Here is a 19,776-nt window from a genome sequence, read left to right as displayed (position 1 = left end):
CATGTTTGAAGCCACACCGATCAAGAAAGTCTCAGTGGTCATCCCTGTTTTTAACGAACAGGAAAGCCTGCCAGAATTAATCAGACGCACCAGCGCCGCCTGCGAAAAATTGGGCAAAGATTATGAAATCTTGCTGATCGACGACGGCAGCAGCGACCATTCCGCGCAACTGATGATGGACGCTTCTCAGGCGCCGGACAGCCATATCGTTTCTATTCTGCTGAATCGCAATTACGGCCAGCACTCGGCAATTATGGCCGGTTTCAGCCATGTCACCGGTGACTTGATCATCACGCTGGATGCCGATTTGCAAAACCCGCCGGAAGAGATCCCCCGGCTGGTCGCCACCGCAGATGAAGGCTTCGATGTGGTCGGAACGGTACGCCAGAACCGACAGGACAGCGTATTTCGTAAGACCGCCTCGCGCATGATCAACCACCTGATTCAGCGCACTACCGGTAAAGCGATGGGCGACTACGGCTGCATGCTACGCGCCTATCGTCGCCATATTGTCGATGCCATGCTGCATTGTCAGGAGCGCAGCACCTTTATTCCGATTCTGGCCAACATTTTTGCCCGTCGCGCCACGGAGATCCCGGTACACCATGCAGAGCGTGAATTTGGTGACTCTAAATACAGCTTCATGCGTCTGATTAACCTGATGTATGACCTGGTGACCTGTCTGACCACCACGCCGTTACGTATGTTGAGCCTGCTTGGCAGCGTGATTGCCGCCACGGGCTTTACGCTGTCCGTTCTGCTTGTTGTGTTACGCCTGACGCTCGGTCCGCAGTGGGCCGCGGAAGGGGTATTCATGCTGTTTGCCGTCCTGTTTACCTTTATCGGCGCACAGTTCATTGGCATGGGTTTACTCGGCGAATATATCGGTCGCATCTATAACGATGTCCGCGCCCGCCCCCGCTATTTTGTTCAACACGTTATCCGCCCACAAACCACGCAGTCAACCGAGGAAAACCGCGCATGAAAGCCGTCGTATTTGCCTATCACGATATGGGATGTCAGGGTGTCCAGGCCTTGTTGGATGCAGGTTACGAAATCGCCGCAATTTTTACGCACACCGACAACCCGGGTGAAAAAGCGTTTTTTGGCTCTGTTTCCCGCCTCGCCGCCAGCGCCGGTATTCCGGTTTACGCCCCGGACGAGGTTAATCATCCTTTGTGGATTGAGCGCATTAGCCAACTGGCACCCGATGTTATCTTCTCGTTCTACTATCGTCATTTACTGAGTGAGGAGATCCTCAGCCTTGCACCTAAGGGGGCATTTAATCTGCACGGCTCGCTGCTGCCGAAATACCGCGGTCGCGCGCCGCTGAACTGGGTATTGGTTAATGGCGAAACCGAAACCGGCGTCACGCTTCATCGCATGGTCAAACGTGCGGACGCTGGCGCTATTATCGCCCAGCAGTCTGTCGCTATCTCTCCGGATGATATGGCGTTAACGCTGCACCATAAATTGTGCCAGGCTGCGCGTCACCTGCTGGAACAGGCGCTGCCCGCGATTAAAACGGGAGATTACGCAGAACGCCCGCAACAGGAAGCAGAGGCTACCTGTTTTGGTCGCCGTACGCCGGAAGATAGCTTCCTTGACTGGAACAAACCCGCCGCAGAGTTGCATAACCAGGTCCGCGCCGTCAGCGATCCGTGGCCGGGCGCATTTAGCTATGTCGGCACGCAGAAGTTCACCGTCTGGTCATCGCGTGTTAGCACAAATGACCTTGCAGCCCAACCGGGCACCGTCATCTCCGTGTCTCCTTTGCTGATCGCCTGTGTCGATGGCGCACTGGAGATTATTACCGGACAAGCTGGCGATGGTATTGCAATGCAGGGCTCACAGCTGGCGCAGGTTCTGGGTCTGGTACCCGGTTCTCGTCTGAACAGCCAGTCAGTTACCACCAGCAAACGCCGTACTCGCGTGTTGATCCTCGGTGTTAACGGCTTCATTGGTAACCATCTGACCGAGCGCCTGCTGCAAGAAGACAATTACGAAGTATATGGACTCGATATTGGCAGCGATGCTATTGGGCGTTTCCTGCAACATCCGCGTTTCCATTTCGTCGAAGGCGACATTAGCATTCACTCCGAATGGATTGAATATCATGTGAAAAAATGCGACGTCGTGCTGCCGCTGGTGGCAATCGCAACGCCAATCGAATATACCCGCAACCCACTGCGCGTGTTTGAGCTTGATTTTGAAGAGAACCTGAAAATCATTCGCTACTGCGTGAAGTACCGTAAGCGCATCATTTTCCCGTCAACCTCCGAAGTCTACGGCATGTGTACCGATAAAGTCTTCGATGAGGACAGCTCGAATCTGATCGTCGGTCCGGTGAATAAACCACGTTGGATCTACTCCGTTTCCAAGCAGCTGCTGGACCGCGTAATCTGGGCATACGGCGAAAAAGAGGGATTACGCTTCACCCTGTTCCGTCCGTTTAACTGGATGGGACCGCGTCTGGACAGCCTGAATGCCGCACGTATCGGCAGCTCACGCGCCATTACCCAATTGATTCTCAATCTGGTGGAAGGCTCACCGATTAAGCTGATTGAGGGCGGCAAGCAAAAGCGCTGTTTTACCGACATTCGCGATGGTATCGAAGCTCTGTACCGCATTATTGAAAACGAAGGCGGACGCTGTGACGGTGAGATTATCAACATCGGTAATCCGGAGAACGAAGCGAGCATTCAGGAACTGGCAGAAATGCTGCTAACCTGCTTTGAAAAACATCCATTACGTCAGCATTTTCCGCCGTTTGCCGGTTTCCGCGACGTCGAAAGCAGCACCTACTATGGTAAAGGTTATCAGGACGTTGAGCATCGTAAGCCCAATATTCGCAACGCAAAACGCTGCCTGAACTGGGAACCCACCATTGAGATGCAGGAAACGGTAGAAGAGACGCTGGACTTCTTCTTACGCAGTGTGGATATCACGGAACACACATCATGACCAAAGTTGGCTTGCGCATTGATGTCGACACGTTCAGGGGGACGCGCGAAGGCGTGCCCCGCCTGTTGGAGACATTGAACCGACATAACGTTCGGGCAAGTTTTTTCTTTAGCGTGGGACCTGACAACATGGGACGCCATCTCTGGCGTCTTGTGAAGCCACAATTTCTGTGGAAGATGCTGCGCTCAAACGCAGCATCGCTCTACGGATGGGATATTTTGCTGGCGGGTACAGCATGGCCGGGAAAAGAGATCGGCCAGGCCAATGCGGCGATTATTGCGCAAACCGCCCTGCTTCATGAAACCGGTTTGCATGCCTGGGATCACCATGCCTGGCAGGCGCGAAGCGGAAACTGGAATGACAAAGAGCTGATTGATGATATTTCACGCGGCATCACCGCCCTTGAAGCTATCATCAATCAGCCCGTGACCTGCTCCGCCGTTGCGGGATGGCGTGCCGACGACCGCGTCGTCCATGCCAAAGAAACGTTTCATCTGCGCTATAACAGCGACTGTCGGGGAACGTCGTTATTCCGTCCTGTACTGGCGTCCGGGAAAACAGGTACGCCGCAAATTCCTGTCACATTACCGACATGGGATGAAGTGGTGGGTCAGGAGGTCCAGGCGGTGGACTTTAACGCTTATATTCTCTCCCACATCCAGATGAGCAGAGGGACGCCGGTGTACACCATTCATGCAGAAGTGGAAGGTATCGCCTTTCAGCAGAATTTTGACGAGCTGCTCACTCGCGCTGCCGACATGGGGATTACGTTTTGCCCGCTCGGGGAGCTGCTACCGGACGATATCAGTACGCTGCCAACAGGGCGGATCGTGCGTGGGAAAATTCCCGGCAGAGAGGGATGGCTCGGCTGTCAGCAACCCGTGGATATGACACAATGAAATCGGTACGTAACGCCCTGGCATTTATCGCTTTTATCGCGCTGTATTTTATTTTACCTATTAATAGTCGTCTGCTGTGGCAGCCTGATGAAACGCGCTATGCCGAAATCAGTCGGGAGATGCTGACCTCTGGCGACTGGATCGTTCCGCACTTTTTAGGGCTGCGTTATTTTGAAAAACCGATTGCCGGATACTGGTTGAACAGCATCGGGCAATGGCTGTTTGGCGCCAATAATTTTGGCGTCAGAGCGGGCGCTATTTTTGCCACCTTGCTGACTGCTCTGCTGGTAGCGTGGCTTGCCATGCGGATGTGGCAGGATAAACGTACCGCCGTACTCTCTTCGGTCATCTTTTTAACCTTTTTTTCAATCTATAGCATCGGCACCTACGCGGTACTCGATCCTATCATCGCGCTCTGGCTCATGGCGGGCATGTGCTGCTTTTGGGAGGGGATGCAGGCCACTACCACAAAACGCAAAACTCACGCCTTTCTGCTGTTAGGTTTAACCTGCGGTATGGGCGTGATGACCAAGGGTTTTCTGGCGCTTGCCGTTCCTGTACTCAGCGTGCTGCCGTGGGTGTTCGTGCAAAAACGCTGGAAAGACCTGATCATCTACGGCCTGTTGGCAGTCATCGGCTGCGTCGTGATTGTACTGCCGTGGGGAGTAGCGATTGCTCAGCGTGAGCCGGATTTCTGGCATTATTTCTTTTGGGTCGAACACATTCAACGCTTCGCCCAGGATGATGCCCAACATAAAGCCCCAATCTGGTACTACGTTCCCGTGTTTTTGGCTGGCGCGTTACCGTGGCTGGGGCTGCTTCCCGGCGCGCTGCGTACGGGCTGGCGGGAACGCGATGTTCCGCGCAGCGCGCTGTACCTGCTAAGCTGGATTATCATGCCAATCCTGTTTTTCAGCATCGCGAAAGGAAAACTGCCGACCTATATTCTTTCCTGCTTCGCGCCGCTGGCGATATTAACGGCGCGGTTCGGTCTGCAGGCCGCGGAAAAAGGTTCAGCCGCGCTGCGTGTGAATGGCTGGATCAACGTTCTGTTTGGTGTGGCGGGCATTATCGCCACGTTTATTGTTTCCACGCTGGGGCCGTTGAAAACGCCTGTCTGGTCGCATATCGAAACCTATAAGGTTTTTTGTGCATGGGGTATTTTTCTCAGCTGGACGCTCTTTGGCTGGTATACGTTAAATAACCGCGAGAAGAACTGGCAATTCGCTGCGCTGTGCCCATTAGGACTGGCGCTGTTGTTTGGCTTCTCCATTCCCGATCGGGTCATGGAATCTAAGCAACCGCAGTTTTTTGTCGAGATGACCAAAGAGTCGCTGGAATCCAGCCGCTATATTCTCACCGACAGCGTTGGCGTCGCCGCGGGGCTGGCCTGGAGCCTGAAGCGTGACGACATCATGCTATACGGACAAACAGGCGAGTTGAAATACGGTCTCAACTATCCGGATGCCCAGGGCCGCTTTGTCAGTCGGACGGACTTTGCCGACTGGTTAGCCCAACACCGTCAGCAAGGAAATATTACCCTCGTGCTCTCGATTGATAAGAATGAAGATATTAATCAACTAGCCATTCCTCCCGCTGATTATATTGATAATCAGGGGCGTCTGGTCCTGATTCAGTATCGACCGAAATGATCTGGATAGTCTTAATTTTCGCCAGCCTGCTCAGCGTCTGCGGACAGTTATGCCAGAAGCAGGCAACCCGCCCAGTGCCATCAGGCAGGCGAAAACGCCATATTACACAATGGATTGGGCTGGCTTTGGCAAGCCTCGGTCTGGCCATGCTGCTCTGGCTGGTGGTGTTGCAGAATATCCCTGTTGGCATCGCCTATCCCATGCTGAGCCTGAATTTTGTCTGGGTGACGCTGGCTGCCTGGAAAATCTGGCGCGAACCTGTCACAACGCGCCACTGGCTAGGTGTAGGGCTGATAATCACCGGCATATTCATTCTTGGGAGCGCGGTGTAATGGGCATCTTTTGGGGATTATGTAGCGTGATTATCACCTCGGCCGCCCAACTGAGTCTCGGCTTTGCGATGGATAACCTGCCGCCGATGCTGCAACCGCTGAAATTTCTATCCGCCGTATTCGCTCTCAACGCTGGCGCATTTGCTCTTTTTAGTGGGCTGGCGGGATATTTACTGTCGGTTATTTGCTGGCATAAGGCCCTGCATCAGCTCGCCCTGAGCAAGGCTTATGCCCTGCTCAGCCTCAGCTATGTGCTGGTTTGGGTCGCATCCATGATTCTGCCTGGCTGGCAGGGAACATTTTCAGTGAAGGCGCTGGTTGGGGTACTGTGCATTATGGCCGGTTTAATGACGATTTTTCTGCCTGCTGACAAGCACCGGCGCTGAGCTCATTTATCTGCCGACAGTCGTAACAGGCGCTCCCATTCGTCACAAACGTACTGTCTGGCATCGATTATTTTAATCACGCGGGATGCATCACGATTAACACAATACTGCGCATCTTGCAGCGGTGAAAGAAGGTCGCCTGGCTTAACCCGTTCGGAAGATTGCGCCTCAGCAAGCATCTTAAGCGAACCACCGCTATCGCAAAGTACGATATAGAGCCTCCCTGCTTTCTTGTGACAGCAAGTTTTCTTCACATGCCATTCCATAGCGCACCTTTTGTTAAAGAATTTCACACAAGGTTACACTTTAGCAGATAAACAAAACGACAATAGCGACGGAATGGCAAAATGCGAAATGTAATTAATGCTTTCTTAATGTTAAGGATGAAGCACTTACCCAATCCGCCAACGCCCGACGAGAGATTTTAATCCCTCCGGCTTTGAGTTCGGGTGGCAATGTCAGCCAACATACCGGTTGCTGAAAACGGGCCAGTTTATCTTTAACCCACTCTGCAAGATTGGCGTCACCAGCGCTGGTGTCATACTCAACGACCGCCACCGGACGATGACCAAACTCTTTGTCTTCTAACGGGACAATAAAGGCTTGCAGAACCTGCGGATGCGCTGCAATCACGCGCTCCACTTCTTCTGGCTGTATGCCTTCCCCACCGCTAAAAAACAGATTGTCCATGCGACCGATAATGGTTAACTTGCCGTCCTTTAACACACCACGATCGCGGGTGGCAAACCAGCCTTCCGCGTTAACCAGAGGGGTAAGCTGCCCATTGCGCCAGTAGCCTTGCGCCATGCTGGCCGCACGCAGCCAGACTTCGTCATCCACGATTCTGACTTCTCTGCCCGCTAAGGCTGAACCGACATCGGCCAGACCATCCGCTTCTTTCGCGCAGACGGTGGAAGCGAATTCCGTCAGTCCGTAACCGCACCAGCAGCGAATCCCCTGCTCGTGCGCCTGCTCCGTCAACTCAACAGGAATAGCCGCGCCGCCCAGCAGCACCGCTTTGAGCGTGATAGGCGTTTTATTGACCAACAAGCGCCACAACTGAGTAGGGACCAGCGAGGCATGGGTGCAGCCGATCAGCATTTGTTCCAGCGGCTGCTTGTCGCGCACGGTCATTCGCGCTCCGGCAAACAACCAGCGCCATAAAATACCCTGGCCGGAGACATGAAACAGGGGCAGTGAAAGCAGCCAGTCATCTTCAGCGCCAAACGGCATTAATGACAGCACGCCCTGCGCGCTTGCCAGATGAGCCTGACAGGTGTGAACCGCCGCTTTCGGCAATCCGGTGGAACCGGAGGTTAACGTCATTGTGCTCAAACGCTGAGGCGACCACTCGGCGGCATGAGCGCCAGGTAGCGTCTGCATCTGCAACGGATTCAGCCCCGGGAACGCGCCAGCCGCCTCCAGATCCAACGCAAAACGTAGCGTTAAGTCCGGAACCAGCGCATCAAGCAACGACTGTGGCAACTGCGGATTCACAGGTAAAACCCGCGCCCCACATTGCAGCAGCGCCAGCCAGGCCAGTAAAGAACGCGGATGGTTCCAGGCGCGGAGCAGGACCCCATCGCCCTCTTCCACGCCCTGAGCAGCAAACCCGCAGGCCAGATGGTCAACGCGTGCGCAGAGTTCATTCCAGCTTAACACCTCATCGTTGAGGCGTAAGGCTGGCACCTGCGCACGAACCTGTCGCCAGTGACGCCATGGCCAGTCAGTGCCCGATAAGCTTGCGCTATCGGGCGTTTCCCACGAGGTCATAGCAGGCGTTCCAGCGCATCAACGTCAATACACGGCAATGCGCTACCCGGCCAGGTGCGTACCTGCTGACACTGCATCAGGCTCAGCGTGTCCAGACCCGGAATCGTCTGTGGCGTCAGCCAGGCGGCAATTCTCGCCAGTTGGGTTAAGCCGAGACTCGACTCAATAGACGAACTGATAACGGCGGTGAGACCAAGCGCATGCGCCGCCGCAACCTGTTCACGCACTTTGTCGAGACTACCGGTCAGCGTCGGTTTGATAACCACAGCCTTGACGCCCTCTTCGGCTTCAAAGGTGAAATCCGCTTCGCGCAGACTTTCGTCCCAGGCGATGGCAATGCCGGTTTCACGTGCGAATGCGCGTGAGTCATCGCGGGTTTTACATGGCTCTTCCAGGAAGGCAATGCGTCCGCGATACTCTGGATTGACGTATTTCGCGAACTGTTGGGCTTTCAACGGCGTCCAGGCACGGTTGGCGTCAAGTCGCAGATGCAGCTCCGGAATCGCCTCGAGCAGCAGATTGGCGACCATCCCGTCGCGAACCGCTTCATACAGCCCAACCTTGATCTTCGCGACTTTTTCGCCCGGCATATCCGCCAGTTGCAGCACCAGATCGTCAGGATCGCCCGTACACAGCGGCGCAGCACGATAGTCTGCGGCCTCCGGCAGAGTACCTGCCAGTTCGGCCAGCGCACAGCTTGTGCCAAAAGCGACAGCAGGCAGCTGTGGTAAAGAAGCATCCCCTTGCAGCCAGCCTTGCACCCAGGCCAGTAGCTCGGTTTGCGCCTCTTCCCAGCTTTCCTGACTGAAGCCCGGCAGCGGGGAGATCTCTCCCCACCCTTCACGCTCGCCGTCACGCAGACAAACATACAGCCCGTCACGCGTTTTTAACCGCCTGTCGCGCAGAATCACCCCCGCGTCCATGGGGATCTGCCAGCGGTATACCTGCGCGCTACGCATTACGGATTCCGTTTGAATTTGCTGAAGTCAGGCTGACGTTTCTGGTTAAAGGCGTTACGGCCTTCCTGACCTTCTTCCGTCATGTAGAATAGCATGGTGGCGTTACCGGCCAGCTCTTGCAGGCCTGCCTGCCCATCGCAGTCGGCGTTCAGCGCGGCTTTCAGGCAACGCAGCGCCATCGGGCTGTTTTGCAGCATCTCGCGGCACCAGCGTACGGTCTCTTTCTCCAGATCTGCCAGCGGAACCACGGTGTTGACCAGGCCCATGTCCAGCGCCTGCTGCGCATCGTACTGACGGCACAGGAACCAGATTTCACGCGCTTTTTTCTGACCAACGATACGGGCCATGTAAGAGGCACCCCAACCGCCGTCGAAGGAACCCACTTTTGGGCCGGTCTGACCAAAGATGGCGTTTTCCGCCGCAATGGTCAGATCACACATCATGTGCAGTACATGGCCGCCGCCGATGGAGTACCCTGCCACCATCGCCACGACCGGTTTTGGACAGGTACGAATCTGACGCTGGAAGTCCAGCACGTTCAGGTGATGCACACCGGAGTCATCCTGGTATCCGCCGTAGTCGCCACGCACTTTTTGATCGCCGCCTGCGCAGAACGCTTTATCACCCGCACCGGTCAGAATGATCACGCCGATGTTGTCGTCATAGCGGGCATCCGCCAGCGCCTGGATCATCTCTTTTACGGTAACAGGACGGAAAGCATTGCGTACCTGCGGACGATTAATGGTGATTTTGGCGATACCGTCGGTGGATTTCTCGTAGAGAATGTCGGTATAGCCTGCAGAGCAATCGTGCCATTCTACCGGTGCGTAAAGCATTGTTTCATCAGGATAGATCATAAAATGTCCTATAGTCAGCGACGCAGAATCTGAGCCAGACAGTTCACCACGCCAGCGGGGTTGTCCCGATGCGCGTTGTGTCCGGCGTTACGAATCACATGGTTTGGTACTGACATTTCCGTCGCCAGCGCGCGGAATTTATCGTCACGTTCACCACATAAATAATAAAACGGAAATGTGCGCGCAGTGAGTCGCGCACGTAAATCAGGTTGTACGGCAAGCGAGGTAGCCTCCAGCATCGCCGCCAGCGTATGCCCATTATTTTGGCTACGCAGATCCACCAGCGCCTCTCTTTGCGCTGCATTCAGCGAGGAAAATACCGGCTGTTGATACCAGTCATTAAATACCTCACGCAGCGGTTCAGCGCGAAAACGCGCGGCCCAGCGGCCATCCGAGAGGCGACGTTGGACGCGCTCCTCCTCGCTTTGCAAACCAGGATGTCCACCTTCAACGACCAGACCGCAAAGCCCGGGCATCTCCTGACAGGCCGCCATCATCGCGACTCTGCCGCCAAGAGAGTATCCCACCAGCCAGTAGTTAAGTATGTTGTAACTAAGTAAGGTGCTGCGCAATAACACACAAACATCATTGAACCCGCTCACCTTGATGTCGGCGGAACCGCCGTGTCCCGGCAGGTCGATATACAGCCGCGAATAATCCTGAAACGCTTCACCGACCGTCTGCCATTCCCGACAGTCGCCGGAGAAACCGTGCAGGAAAACCAGCCAGGGTGCTCCACTCTGGCTTACGGTCGCCTGGGCGTGCAGGCTCATAGATGGCTTACCTGCGCCAGCAGTTGCTGCAGGGTTTGCGCCCCGTCAGTTTCGTTCACCACCAGCTCAATCACCGTTGCTGCAGGAGTACGCCAGGCATTTGTCAACGCGTTCTCCAGTTGCTCCCAGTTTTCTGGGCGCTGATATTTAAGGTTAAACATGGCTGCGGCATGTTCAAAATGCACGTTCTGCGGCATCAGATAGAACCGTTCACGTTCACTTGCCGGCGTCGGCAGCAGGGAAAATATCTGCCCGCCGTTATTATTGACCACAATCAGGACAAACGGCGCGGAAACCTGACGCAATAACGCCAGCGCATTGAGGTCATACAGGGCAGATAAATCGCCGACGATAGCCAGCGTTGATTTTGCGCTGGCGCGCTGTACGCCCGCCGCCGTTGACAGCAGACCGTCAATGCCGCTCGCGCCGCGGTTGCTATAGACCGGGAAACCAGCCGGAAGCTGCGACAGTGCGTCAATCAGGCGCACAACCAGACTATTACCCACAAACAGTTGCCCTTGTTCGGGCAGATATTCGTGAATACGATGGGCTAATTGCGCTTCACCAAACGCATCGCGACGAGCTTCCACCGCCTGCCATGCCAGTTGCGCCAGGCGCGGGATTTCCACGCACCAGGGTTGGCGTTTTTCCGCCGGGTGCAGATCCAGCCAGTCACCCACCTTCGCCACCAGCCTGCGCCCACGATGATGCGCCGGATCGAGGCGACCTTCAATATTATCGACAATCCAGTATTCCTGCGGATCGCAGCTGGCCTGCCATTGCAGGAGTCGTTTTCCGGTCAGGCTACTGCCAAGCTGCACCACTATCTGCGCCTGCTGTAACTCAGTCACCGCCTTCGCATTCCCCAACCACAGGTCAGCACATGGCAGGGGTTGTCCGGTTTGCGACAGCACATCGCCAATCAGCGGCCAACCGAGCATCTGCGCCCATTGCGCAACTTTCTTGCCCTCTTCCGCGCTCATACGACCGGCAATGACTACACCGCGCTTTTGTCGCCAGAAAAACCAGTCACGTTGTTTGTCGCTTTCCAGCCGACGCGCTTCACGTAGCCAGGGCTTGTCGTCCTGCCACCAGTCGCCAAGGCGTTGCTGCCAGGCAATACCCGTTTCGTCCATGTCGCCATACAGCGGCTCTGCAAAGGGGCAATTAATATGAACCGCCCCGCTATGCAAGGCAGCAAGCGCATTATCAATGGTAGACACCAGCCAGCTCGCCGGGATGTCCTGCGTCGGGCGCGGTAAAGAGAGGGTTTGCGACGGATGAGAAGCAAACATGCCGGCCTGACGAATCGCCTGGTTAGCGCCACAGTCGATAAGTTCAGGCGGGCGGTCAGCCGTGAGTAAAATCAGTTTTTCACCGGTCAGGCCCGCTTCAATCAATGCGGGATACAAGTTCGCCACCGCCGTACCGGACGTGACAATCACGGCGACAGGCTGCCGGCTTACTTTTGCCAGGCCTAAGGCCAGATGCCCAAGCCCACGCTCATCAAAATGGGTATGGTGGATAAAAGCAGGATTTTCCGCAGCTGCCAGCGTCAACGGTGTAGAACGAGAGCCAGGGGCAATGCAGACATGCCTGACGCCGTGGCGAGTGAGTGCTTCCAGAATGACCGCCGCCCAGCGTCGGTTAAATGCGCTTACTGACATGAGATTGTCCGGTATCAATATTGCGACACAGTATAAAGAATCGAATAAATGGATTTTTGATATGAGTCGGTAATATACAACTCATTACCCTTCCATCTGTAATAAAGTGCGCAGTCCTGCCGCTTTATTGTCTATTTCTTGCCATTCTTGCTCAGGATCTGAACCACGCACGATCCCCGCACCGGCATACAGGCGGACCACGTTGGCGTTAATTTTCGCCGAACGCAATGATACGCAGAATTCACTTTGGCGCAGAGAAAGATAACCCGCAGAGCCGGCATACCACTCGCGTTCAAAGGGTTCATTTTGCTGGATGAATACGCGTGCCAGCTCACGCGGAATGCCTGCAACGGCCGCCGTAGGCTGGAGTTGCATCAGGCAAAGCGTATCGTCGGCCTGATTCAGCTCCGTCCAGATACAACGGCGTAGATGCTGCACCTTACGCAGTCTGAGCACCTGCGGGGGGAGCACATCAAGGGTTTGCGTACAGCCTTGCAGCCGCTGGCAAATATCTTCGACCACCAGCATATTCTCGCGCTGGTTTTTATCATCTTTCATCAACCAGTCGCCTAACTGCCAGGCGCGATGATCCTCGGCGTGATTGGCAACGGTTCCGGCCAGCGCTTCGGTGCGCAGCGCCGTGTCGCGCCGCCGATACAAACGTTCAGGGGAAGAGCCAAGAAAAGCAGAGTCGGCAGAGAATGCCATAAAGAAATGGTAGCAGTTGAGGTTTAGGCGACGGCTGGAAGCCATTACCGCAGCGGCATTCACCGGCTGTGAAAACTGTAAATCGGTCGCTCGCGCCAGCACAACTTTGTCGAGTTCTTCCCCATTTATCGTGTGCGTGGCAAGTTTTATCAGGTCTATCCAACCGGCTTTATCAGGCCAGTGTTGTTCTCCCGTTAAACTCAGACGCAACGCGGGTAGCGGCTTAACGTTGGCCAGCGTGGAGATAAATTCAACCGCGCGTGCGGCGTCTTCACGCAGCGAAACATCGCTGTACAGGTGTAACCGTAAGCTTGCCACCCCGGCGCAGCGTCGCCATTCCAGTCGCGGTAACAATAAATTGCCGTGCTGGGGCTCGAACGCATTGAGGCCCCAGATACGCAGGTCAGGTTGATTGTCGTGCTGACGTAAAAACTGCTGAGCGGATGCCAGCGAGGAAAATGTGGCGACAGCCCCCAGCACAGCGGCTTCTTCGTCGCCGTTACGCTGCTGCCAGTAAAACTGGGGCCAGACGGGTTGACTGGCCAGCCATCCTAAAGCATCAAACGCATCGTTCAGAGGGAAAGGTATGTCGTAAATACGAATTCCAGGTGCTACCGGTATCTCTTGCGACAAATGACGCATCAGACCTTCCAGCGCAGTAGTGATTGATTGCACGCGGACCTCTCCCTGTTAAAAACCTCTTATTATACGGGGTACTGAACAGAAAAAGCAGTACCCCCAGTTAGGGAGTACGAACAAATGCGCTGACGTTGCGGAATTTATCGCCGTGCTAACAATAATCCCATCACTAAACCGACCGTGGCGCCAACACCGATTCCGCGCCAGGGCTTTTCATGCACATAGTCATCTGCCCGACATACGGCCTTTTTCGCGCGGAAATAATAATTGTCAGAAGCATGGCTGACGCGATTTCTCACCTCTTCTAACGCCCGCTCTGCCCTCGCTTTTAACTCAAGATATTTTTGATCGGCCGGATCGCCGGAAGAACGCAACACCTCTTCCAGCGTTTCGCTCAGTAGTTCCAGATCATCATCGATACGTGATTCATAAGATTGAAAAGACATTGTATTCTCCCTTTCTATTGACGTATCCGCTAACTATAGACAACCTGGACCGTTTGCGCCTGTTTATGCCTGATGTGCTTCTCGCGCCATCCCGATGTGCGGAATCCCGTCTTCGTCATAAATATCCGTCACCGGTATAAAACCAAAGCGCGCATAAAACGGTTGCAGATGCGCCTGCGCCCCCAGATACAGCGCCTTGTGCGGCCAGTGCTGCGCACAGGATGCCAGCGTCTGAGTCATTAGCTGTTGCCCCAGTTTTGCGCCGCGCAGTGCTTCGCTGACAATCACCCGGCCAATGACCACCGGCTCCAGATCGTCGTCGCTTTTCAGAATCCTCGCATACGCCACCAGTTCCTCATTGTGCCAGCCCAGAATGTGCCGATTTTCTCCAGCCAGATCGTCGCCATCCACATCCTGATATGGACACTGTTGTTCAACAACAAACACCGCGCAGCGAAGCTGAAGAATGGCATACAGTTCTTGTGTACTCAGCTTTGCATGGTGGAGATCTTGCCAGTGAATCATTGTCTGCCCCTTTGTTGTGATAACCTGAACACCCTGCCTTATTGATGGCGAAAAGTGTAACGCAAAGATGGAATTACTATTTTTAGGCACGTCAGCGGGAGTTCCTACCCGCTCACGCAATGTAACGGCAATTTTACTTAATCTGCAACACCCGACTCAGCCGGGGCTGTGGCTTTTTGATTGCGGCGAAGGAACACAGCATCAGATGCTCGCCACGCCGTTCAATCCGGGAAAGCTCGACCGTATCTTTATCAGCCACCTGCATGGCGACCACCTGTTTGGTTTACCTGGGCTGTTGTGCAGTCGTTCGATGGCCGGGAACGTGAAGCCACTGACGCTTTACGGACCAAAAGGATTACGGGAATTTACCGAAACCGCATTGCGTCTGAGCGGTTCATGGACTGATTATCCTCTGGATATTGTGGAAATCACCGCGGGTGAAATCGTCGATGACGGCTTGCGTAGGGTAACGGCATATCCACTGGAACATCCGCTGGAATGCTATGGTTTTCGCATTGAAGAGCACGACAAACCCGGTGCACTTGACGCCAGCGCTCTGAAGGCGGCTGGTGTTAAATCCGGCCCGTGGTTCCAGGATTTGAAAGCCGGGAAAACCATCGTACTGGAAGATGGTCGCGCGATTAACGGTGCCGACTTTCTTGCCCCGGCCACCAGGGGAAAATCCGTGGCGATTTTCGGCGATACAGGCCCGTGCGCAAGTGCCCTTGAACTGGCAAAAGGCGTGGATGTGATGGTGCATGAAACCACGCTGGACTCGTCAATGGAGGAGAAGGCCAACAGCCGCGGGCACAGCTCGACCCAACAAGCTGCAAAGCTGGCGCGTGAGGCCGGAGTGGGACGTCTGATCATGACCCACGTGAGTTCACGCTACGATGAAAAAGGCTGTCAGCGGTTACTCGAAGAGTGCAGAGCGCTGTTCCCGGCAACTGAACTGGCTCACGATTTCGCCATTTTCACCGTTTAATGCTCTATTTTTTCGCCTCAGTGCCGATAACAGTGAAAAGGCTGGCTTTCACACTGAGGACAGGATGAACAATTTCCAGAAAGATATTGATGACAGGACCAACCTAACCCTGTCTAACCGTTTTGAACTGCTGCTGTTTCGCCTCGGCAAATCCGTCGAGGAACAGAAATCAGAGCTGTTTGGCATCAACGTATTCAAACTGCGTGAAATCGTGCCGATGCCGACCTTTACGCGTCCGGCGGGAATGAAAGCTCCGCTGTTAGGTATGGTGAACATTCGCGATCAAGTGATCCCGGTGATTGACCTGCCGGCGGTGGCGGGCTGTAAACCAGAGACCGGGCTTAACATCCTGCTCATTACGGAATACGCCCGCAGCGTACAGGCGTTTGCCGTGGAGTCAGTGGAAAACATTATGCGTCTGGACTGGCAACAGGTGCATACCGCCGAGAAAGCCGTCAACGGTCGCTACATTACCAGTATCGCCTGTCTGGACGACAACAAAGAGACTAACAACCTGGCGTTGGTACTCGACGTTGAGCAGATCCTTTACGACATCGTACCGTCCAATCACGATTTACGCGCGACAGACCTGAAAACCAGTAAATTCAATATCACGCCGGGTGCGGTGGCTATTGTGGCAGAAGATTCGAAAGTCGCTCGCGCGATGCTGGAGAAAGGGCTTAACGCCATGGAAATCCCGCATCAAATGCATGTGACAGGTAAGGATGCGTGGGAAAAAATCCAGCAGCTTTCCGCAGAAGCGCAAGCGGAAGGCAAGCCAATCACCGAGAAGATAGCCCTGGTGCTCACCGACCTGGAAATGCCCGAGATGGACGGTTTTACGCTTACCCGTAAGATCAAGACCGACGAACGCCTGAAGAAAATCCCGGTGGTTATCCACTCCTCGCTTTCCGGTAGCGCCAATGAAGATCATGTTCGCCGGGTTAAAGCTGATGGCTACGTGGCAAAATTTGAGGTCAATGAGCTCTCTTCTGTGATTCAGGAAGTTATGGAGCGCGCAGCGAAAGACATTAGCGGTCCGCTGGTGAGCCGTCAGCTTTCGGCCTGACGCTCAACCTGCCCCCTTACTCTGCGGCTCTCCAACGAGTAAGGGAGGCGTTCCCCTGCAAAAATAACCTCATTACCATGCCCCCTTTAATTATCATTAAAAATTGCCGCTTTTAGATACCAGCCGTTGAGTAAAAAAATAGCGCTCAACAATTATCCTACATGATTTTCACATTTCTAAGCAGGCAGTGACGTGGATAAACACCGTTTCATTAAAGATCTCCAAAAACATGCAAAATCTCTGGCCAAATACAAACTTAATTTAGACATCGACAATATTAAGAATACTTTAATCGCAGGCCAGCAACATATAGAGGAGAATGAACAATCTGTCACCTTGATCAATAACCTTATACCGCTCACGACAAGAGATATCACTGAAAAAGATGTAGAGGTTATTCTTCCTATAATTTCAGAATACTGGATGACGCTCCTGCAATCCGCGCAATATAAGATTTTCTTTTATGGCACCCATAGTCATTATCTCAGTTTTAGTACCATTATCGCGGATCGTTTTCAGTCACAACTTGTACATATCGACATCACCGCTGACGTTGAACTCTGTATTCAGACTATCAACCATCCGTCAACCTATGATGCAACTAACATTCTCATCTATGATGATGAAGGAAGCCATATTTTAAGAAGAAAATTCGACTGTGCGAATGTTTTCTCTTACATCTACTATAGTCCACTACGGGTGGACTGTGGGACTAACAAAAAGTATGCCATGTATCTGGAATATGAATACAACAAATACAATACACAGATTATTGATAATGTCGTTACGGGGTCATCTTATGCCTGGTGGGGTGTACCAACACAATTGACTACCTGTACAGCCAATATGTCCGTTAAAAGTGGTGATACTGCCTTTGCCCTGGCTATCACTGAACATCTGGCTCAGAGTGGCCAGTTAAAAAACCATATTCATATCACGAGTTTCTTTGATTTACACCATGAATTAGCCAGAAGTAAAAGCACCTTTAACAGTGGCGTATTTAAGGAGCTTAAATTTTTCGCCAAAAAAAACAATATCCCATACATTCAATACGATGAAGAAATTTTCACCAGCAATCATGATGAGATATACCAACCTGCATCAATTAGCAGTAGCATTGAAAAAAACCTGTTAAATTTATTTATATCTGAAGCAAAGTTAATAGCCGCGATAACAGATATTGTTAACCAAAAATATCACAACTTTGACTTTCATACGTTAATTGGTGAACAAAAAAATGAAAGTTCAATGTGTGAAGAGGAAATGGATAAACTCAGCATACAGCGCGGTACCAATCACTCAAAACTTTTTCGTTATAAGGAATCATTGAAATCAAATTCGCGTAATCTCGAGAAAATGGTCCACAATACCGAGATAAATAAATACGCCATGTATATAGTATTCGCCCCTCAGCCGCAGAAGTATATAGAAAACATTGATAAAGAAATGCTCAATGAGGCTTTTTCATTTTACCAACAAATCACATTCAATAAGAAAAATATTGTACTCATCGACATGAGTAGTGACCCGGACTTTACTCGTCACGACTTTCAGGATGGCGATCACTTAAACTTTAAGGGTGCGATTAAATTTATACAGAAGCTTCAGGCCTATGGCATCACTATCTAGATAAAAAAAAGAGTCTGGACATTGCCCAGACTCCTTTTGTTTACAGCATGATGTATTACATCAGCGGTGTCGCTAACTGCACAATGCTGATCAGCGGTTGCGGATAGATACCCAGCACCAGCACCAACAGAGCAGAAATCAGCACCACGATCCCGCCCGCGCTGTACTGCCAGTTAGACGGCGCATCGCGGTTCAGCTGTTGCGGAGCGCTCAGGTACAGGCTCACGGCAACGCGCAGGTAGTAGTACAAACCAATCGCGGAACCGACCACCACGGCAGCAACCAGCCACCACAGGTTAGCCTGCACACCGACCGCCAGTACATAGAACTTACCGATAAAGCCCAGCGTCATCGGGATACCCGCCAGAGACAGCATCATCACCGTCATCACTGCCGCGAGGATAGGACGATGCCAGAACAGACCACGGTAGGAGAACAGAGAATCTGCATCCGGGCCGCGGTACGGGCTGGACATCAGGCTGACCACACCGAACGCGCCGAGGCTGCTGAACAGATAACCGGCCAGGTACACGCCAACCGCTTCCATCGACATCTCCCCGCTCTGCAGGGCAATTAACGCCACCAGCAGATAGCCGAGGTGAGAGATGGAGGAGTAACCGAGCAGACGCTTAATGTTGGTCTGGCTCAGCGCCATCAGGTTACCGAAGATGATGGAAGCAAAGGCAATGATGCCCAGCACGATACGCACCGCTTCGCTGTCGCCAACCGGCGCATACAGGAACAGACGCATCACCACGCCGAAGATAGCGATTTTGCTCGCCGTCGCCAGGAAGGTAGAAACCGGAGCCGGAGCACCCTGGTATACGTCTGGCGTCCACAGGTGGAACGGAACCAGCGAGAGTTTAAAGCCGAGGCCAACAATCATCAGACCGAAGCCCGCCAGCAGCAGCGGTTCATGCAGCATGCCGTCGCCAAGGCTCTTACCGAGCGCAACAAACGACAGGTTGCCAGACTGCGCGTACACCAGCGCCATACCGAACAGCAGGAAGGAAGACGCTGCGGCAGACAGAATGGTGTATTTGATACTGGCTTCCAGCGAACGTTTCTGACGGAACGCATAGCCAACCAGACCAAACAGCGGTAGAGAAATCAGTTCGATACCGAGGAACAGCGCCGCCAGATGGTTAGCATTTGCCAGCAGAATACCGCCGAGCGCGGCAATCAACACCAGCAGGTAAAACTCTTCCCGGTTGTCGTCGTAGCCTTCCAGCCACGGGTAAGCAAAGGTACAGGTGGCAAGACTCGCCAGCAGCACCAGCCCGGTGTAGAGCATGGCGAAACCGTCAACCCGCATCAGCGGGGTGACGTCCATGGCGCCCGCCTGGCCAACAAACCAGAGCGAAACCAGCGCGGCGTTAAGCCCAATGACCGACAGCGTGGCATTGAGGAAGTGATTGCGTCGCCACGCAATGGAGAGCATCACAACCACCACCGTCAAGCCGACGATCAGCAGCGGTAGCAGCGCAATCAGGTGTTGTGGAGTTATTGTCAT

At 53.5% G+C, this 19,776-nt stretch carries 19 protein-coding genes; 9 read left to right on the top strand and 10 right to left on the bottom strand.

Features of this window, described 5'->3' with window-relative positions:
• Window position 1: 1 nt before the first annotated feature.
• The 6 genes from arnC to arnF are packed head-to-tail and all read left to right on the top strand — an operon-like array spanning window position 2 to window position 6,233.
• On the top strand, window positions 2–985 hold the full coding sequence (arnC, locus tag ACVXHP_RS23230) for an undecaprenyl-phosphate 4-deoxy-4-formamido-L-arabinose transferase (RefSeq protein ID WP_304700866.1): 984 nt from the start codon (window positions 2–4) through the stop codon (window positions 983–985).
• On the top strand, window positions 982–2,964 hold the full coding sequence (gene arnA, locus ACVXHP_RS23225; protein WP_447572245.1) for a bifunctional UDP-4-amino-4-deoxy-L-arabinose formyltransferase/UDP-glucuronic acid oxidase ArnA: 1,983 nt from the start codon (window positions 982–984) through the stop codon (window positions 2,962–2,964). The genes arnC and arnA overlap by 4 nt, the downstream gene beginning before the upstream one ends.
• Entirely contained in the window at window positions 2,961–3,863 is a 903-nt protein-coding gene (gene arnD, locus ACVXHP_RS23220) for a 4-deoxy-4-formamido-L-arabinose-phosphoundecaprenol deformylase (protein ID WP_262798747.1), read from the top strand. Before arnA ends, arnD begins: the two co-directional genes overlap by 4 nt.
• Window positions 3,860–5,515 carry a lipid IV(A) 4-amino-4-deoxy-L-arabinosyltransferase gene (arnT, locus tag ACVXHP_RS23215; protein WP_447572244.1) on the top strand — a complete coding sequence of 552 codons (1,656 nt, stop codon included), beginning with the start codon at window positions 3,860–3,862 and terminating at the stop codon, window positions 5,513–5,515. Before arnD ends, arnT begins: the two co-directional genes overlap by 4 nt.
• Window positions 5,512–5,847, top strand: coding sequence for a 4-amino-4-deoxy-L-arabinose-phosphoundecaprenol flippase subunit ArnE (gene arnE / locus ACVXHP_RS23210; RefSeq protein WP_200005682.1), 336 nt, complete (start codon window positions 5,512–5,514; stop codon window positions 5,845–5,847). The genes arnT and arnE overlap by 4 nt, the downstream gene beginning before the upstream one ends.
• Window positions 5,847–6,233 carry a 4-amino-4-deoxy-L-arabinose-phosphoundecaprenol flippase subunit ArnF gene (gene arnF, locus ACVXHP_RS23205; RefSeq protein WP_200005680.1) on the top strand — a complete coding sequence of 129 codons (387 nt, stop codon included), beginning with the start codon at window positions 5,847–5,849 and terminating at the stop codon, window positions 6,231–6,233. The genes arnE and arnF overlap by 1 nt, the downstream gene beginning before the upstream one ends.
• A 2-nt stretch (window positions 6,234–6,235) precedes the next feature.
• Here the strand turns inward: arnF and pmrD are convergent, their stop codons facing one another.
• From pmrD to ACVXHP_RS23160, 9 genes are all read right to left on the bottom strand, one after another.
• The gene (pmrD, locus tag ACVXHP_RS23200; protein WP_316129699.1) at window positions 6,236–6,499 is read right to left on the bottom strand and encodes a signal transduction protein PmrD; all 264 of its coding nucleotides are present in this window, start codon (window positions 6,497–6,499) and stop codon (window positions 6,236–6,238) included.
• 94 nt (window positions 6,500–6,593) lie between these two features.
• Window positions 6,594–8,006: an o-succinylbenzoate--CoA ligase gene (gene menE, locus ACVXHP_RS23195; RefSeq protein ID WP_447572243.1), complete on the bottom strand. Its 1,413-nt coding sequence runs from the start codon at window positions 8,004–8,006 to the stop codon at window positions 6,594–6,596.
• A complete protein-coding gene (menC, locus tag ACVXHP_RS23190) occupies window positions 8,003–8,965 on the bottom strand; it encodes an o-succinylbenzoate synthase (RefSeq protein WP_316129701.1) in 963 nt (320 codons plus the stop codon). The genes menE and menC overlap by 4 nt, the downstream gene beginning before the upstream one ends.
• Complete coding sequence (gene menB / locus ACVXHP_RS23185; protein ID WP_200005673.1) at window positions 8,965–9,822, bottom strand: 1,4-dihydroxy-2-naphthoyl-CoA synthase; 858 nt, start codon at window positions 9,820–9,822, stop codon at window positions 8,965–8,967. Before menB ends, menC begins: the two co-directional genes overlap by 1 nt.
• Window positions 9,823–9,836: 14 nt before the next feature.
• Window positions 9,837–10,595, bottom strand: a complete 759-nt coding sequence (gene menH, locus ACVXHP_RS23180; protein ID WP_447572242.1) for a 2-succinyl-6-hydroxy-2,4-cyclohexadiene-1-carboxylate synthase — start codon at window positions 10,593–10,595, stop codon at window positions 9,837–9,839.
• A complete protein-coding gene (menD, locus tag ACVXHP_RS23175) occupies window positions 10,592–12,262 on the bottom strand; it encodes a 2-succinyl-5-enolpyruvyl-6-hydroxy-3-cyclohexene-1-carboxylic-acid synthase (protein WP_200005669.1) in 1,671 nt (556 codons plus the stop codon). Before menD ends, menH begins: the two co-directional genes overlap by 4 nt.
• A gap of 84 nt (window positions 12,263–12,346) precedes the next feature.
• Window positions 12,347–13,645, bottom strand: a complete 1,299-nt coding sequence (menF, locus tag ACVXHP_RS23170) for an isochorismate synthase MenF (RefSeq protein WP_447572241.1) — start codon at window positions 13,643–13,645, stop codon at window positions 12,347–12,349.
• A gap of 104 nt (window positions 13,646–13,749) precedes the next feature.
• Entirely contained in the window at window positions 13,750–14,055 is a 306-nt protein-coding gene (elaB, locus tag ACVXHP_RS23165; RefSeq protein WP_006683669.1) for a stress response protein ElaB, read from the bottom strand.
• A gap of 63 nt (window positions 14,056–14,118) precedes the next feature.
• Window positions 14,119–14,580 carry a GNAT family N-acetyltransferase gene (locus ACVXHP_RS23160; RefSeq protein WP_447572240.1) on the bottom strand — a complete coding sequence of 154 codons (462 nt, stop codon included), beginning with the start codon at window positions 14,578–14,580 and terminating at the stop codon, window positions 14,119–14,121.
• A gap of 67 nt (window positions 14,581–14,647) precedes the next feature.
• Here ACVXHP_RS23160 and rbn point away from each other — a divergent pair, with 67 nt between their 5' ends.
• From rbn to ACVXHP_RS23145, 3 genes are all read left to right on the top strand, one after another.
• A complete protein-coding gene (rbn, locus tag ACVXHP_RS23155; RefSeq protein WP_200005663.1) occupies window positions 14,648–15,565 on the top strand; it encodes a ribonuclease BN in 918 nt (305 codons plus the stop codon).
• Window positions 15,566–15,629: 64 nt separating this feature from the next.
• Window positions 15,630–16,634 carry a chemotaxis protein gene (locus tag ACVXHP_RS23150; RefSeq protein WP_316129705.1) on the top strand — a complete coding sequence of 335 codons (1,005 nt, stop codon included), beginning with the start codon at window positions 15,630–15,632 and terminating at the stop codon, window positions 16,632–16,634.
• A gap of 192 nt (window positions 16,635–16,826) precedes the next feature.
• Complete coding sequence (locus ACVXHP_RS23145; RefSeq protein WP_447572239.1) at window positions 16,827–18,263, top strand: hypothetical protein; 1,437 nt, start codon at window positions 16,827–16,829, stop codon at window positions 18,261–18,263.
• Window positions 18,264–18,318: 55 nt separating this feature from the next.
• Here the strand turns inward: ACVXHP_RS23145 and nuoN are convergent, their stop codons facing one another.
• Window positions 18,319–19,776 carry an NADH-quinone oxidoreductase subunit NuoN gene (gene nuoN / locus ACVXHP_RS23140; protein WP_137384155.1) on the bottom strand — a complete coding sequence of 486 codons (1,458 nt, stop codon included), beginning with the start codon at window positions 19,774–19,776 and terminating at the stop codon, window positions 18,319–18,321.

Source organism: Citrobacter freundii complex sp. 2025EL-00176 (assembly GCF_053309355.1).
Note: the sequence above shows the minus strand (reverse complement) of the source record. Positions and strands in the feature narration are given on the sequence as shown.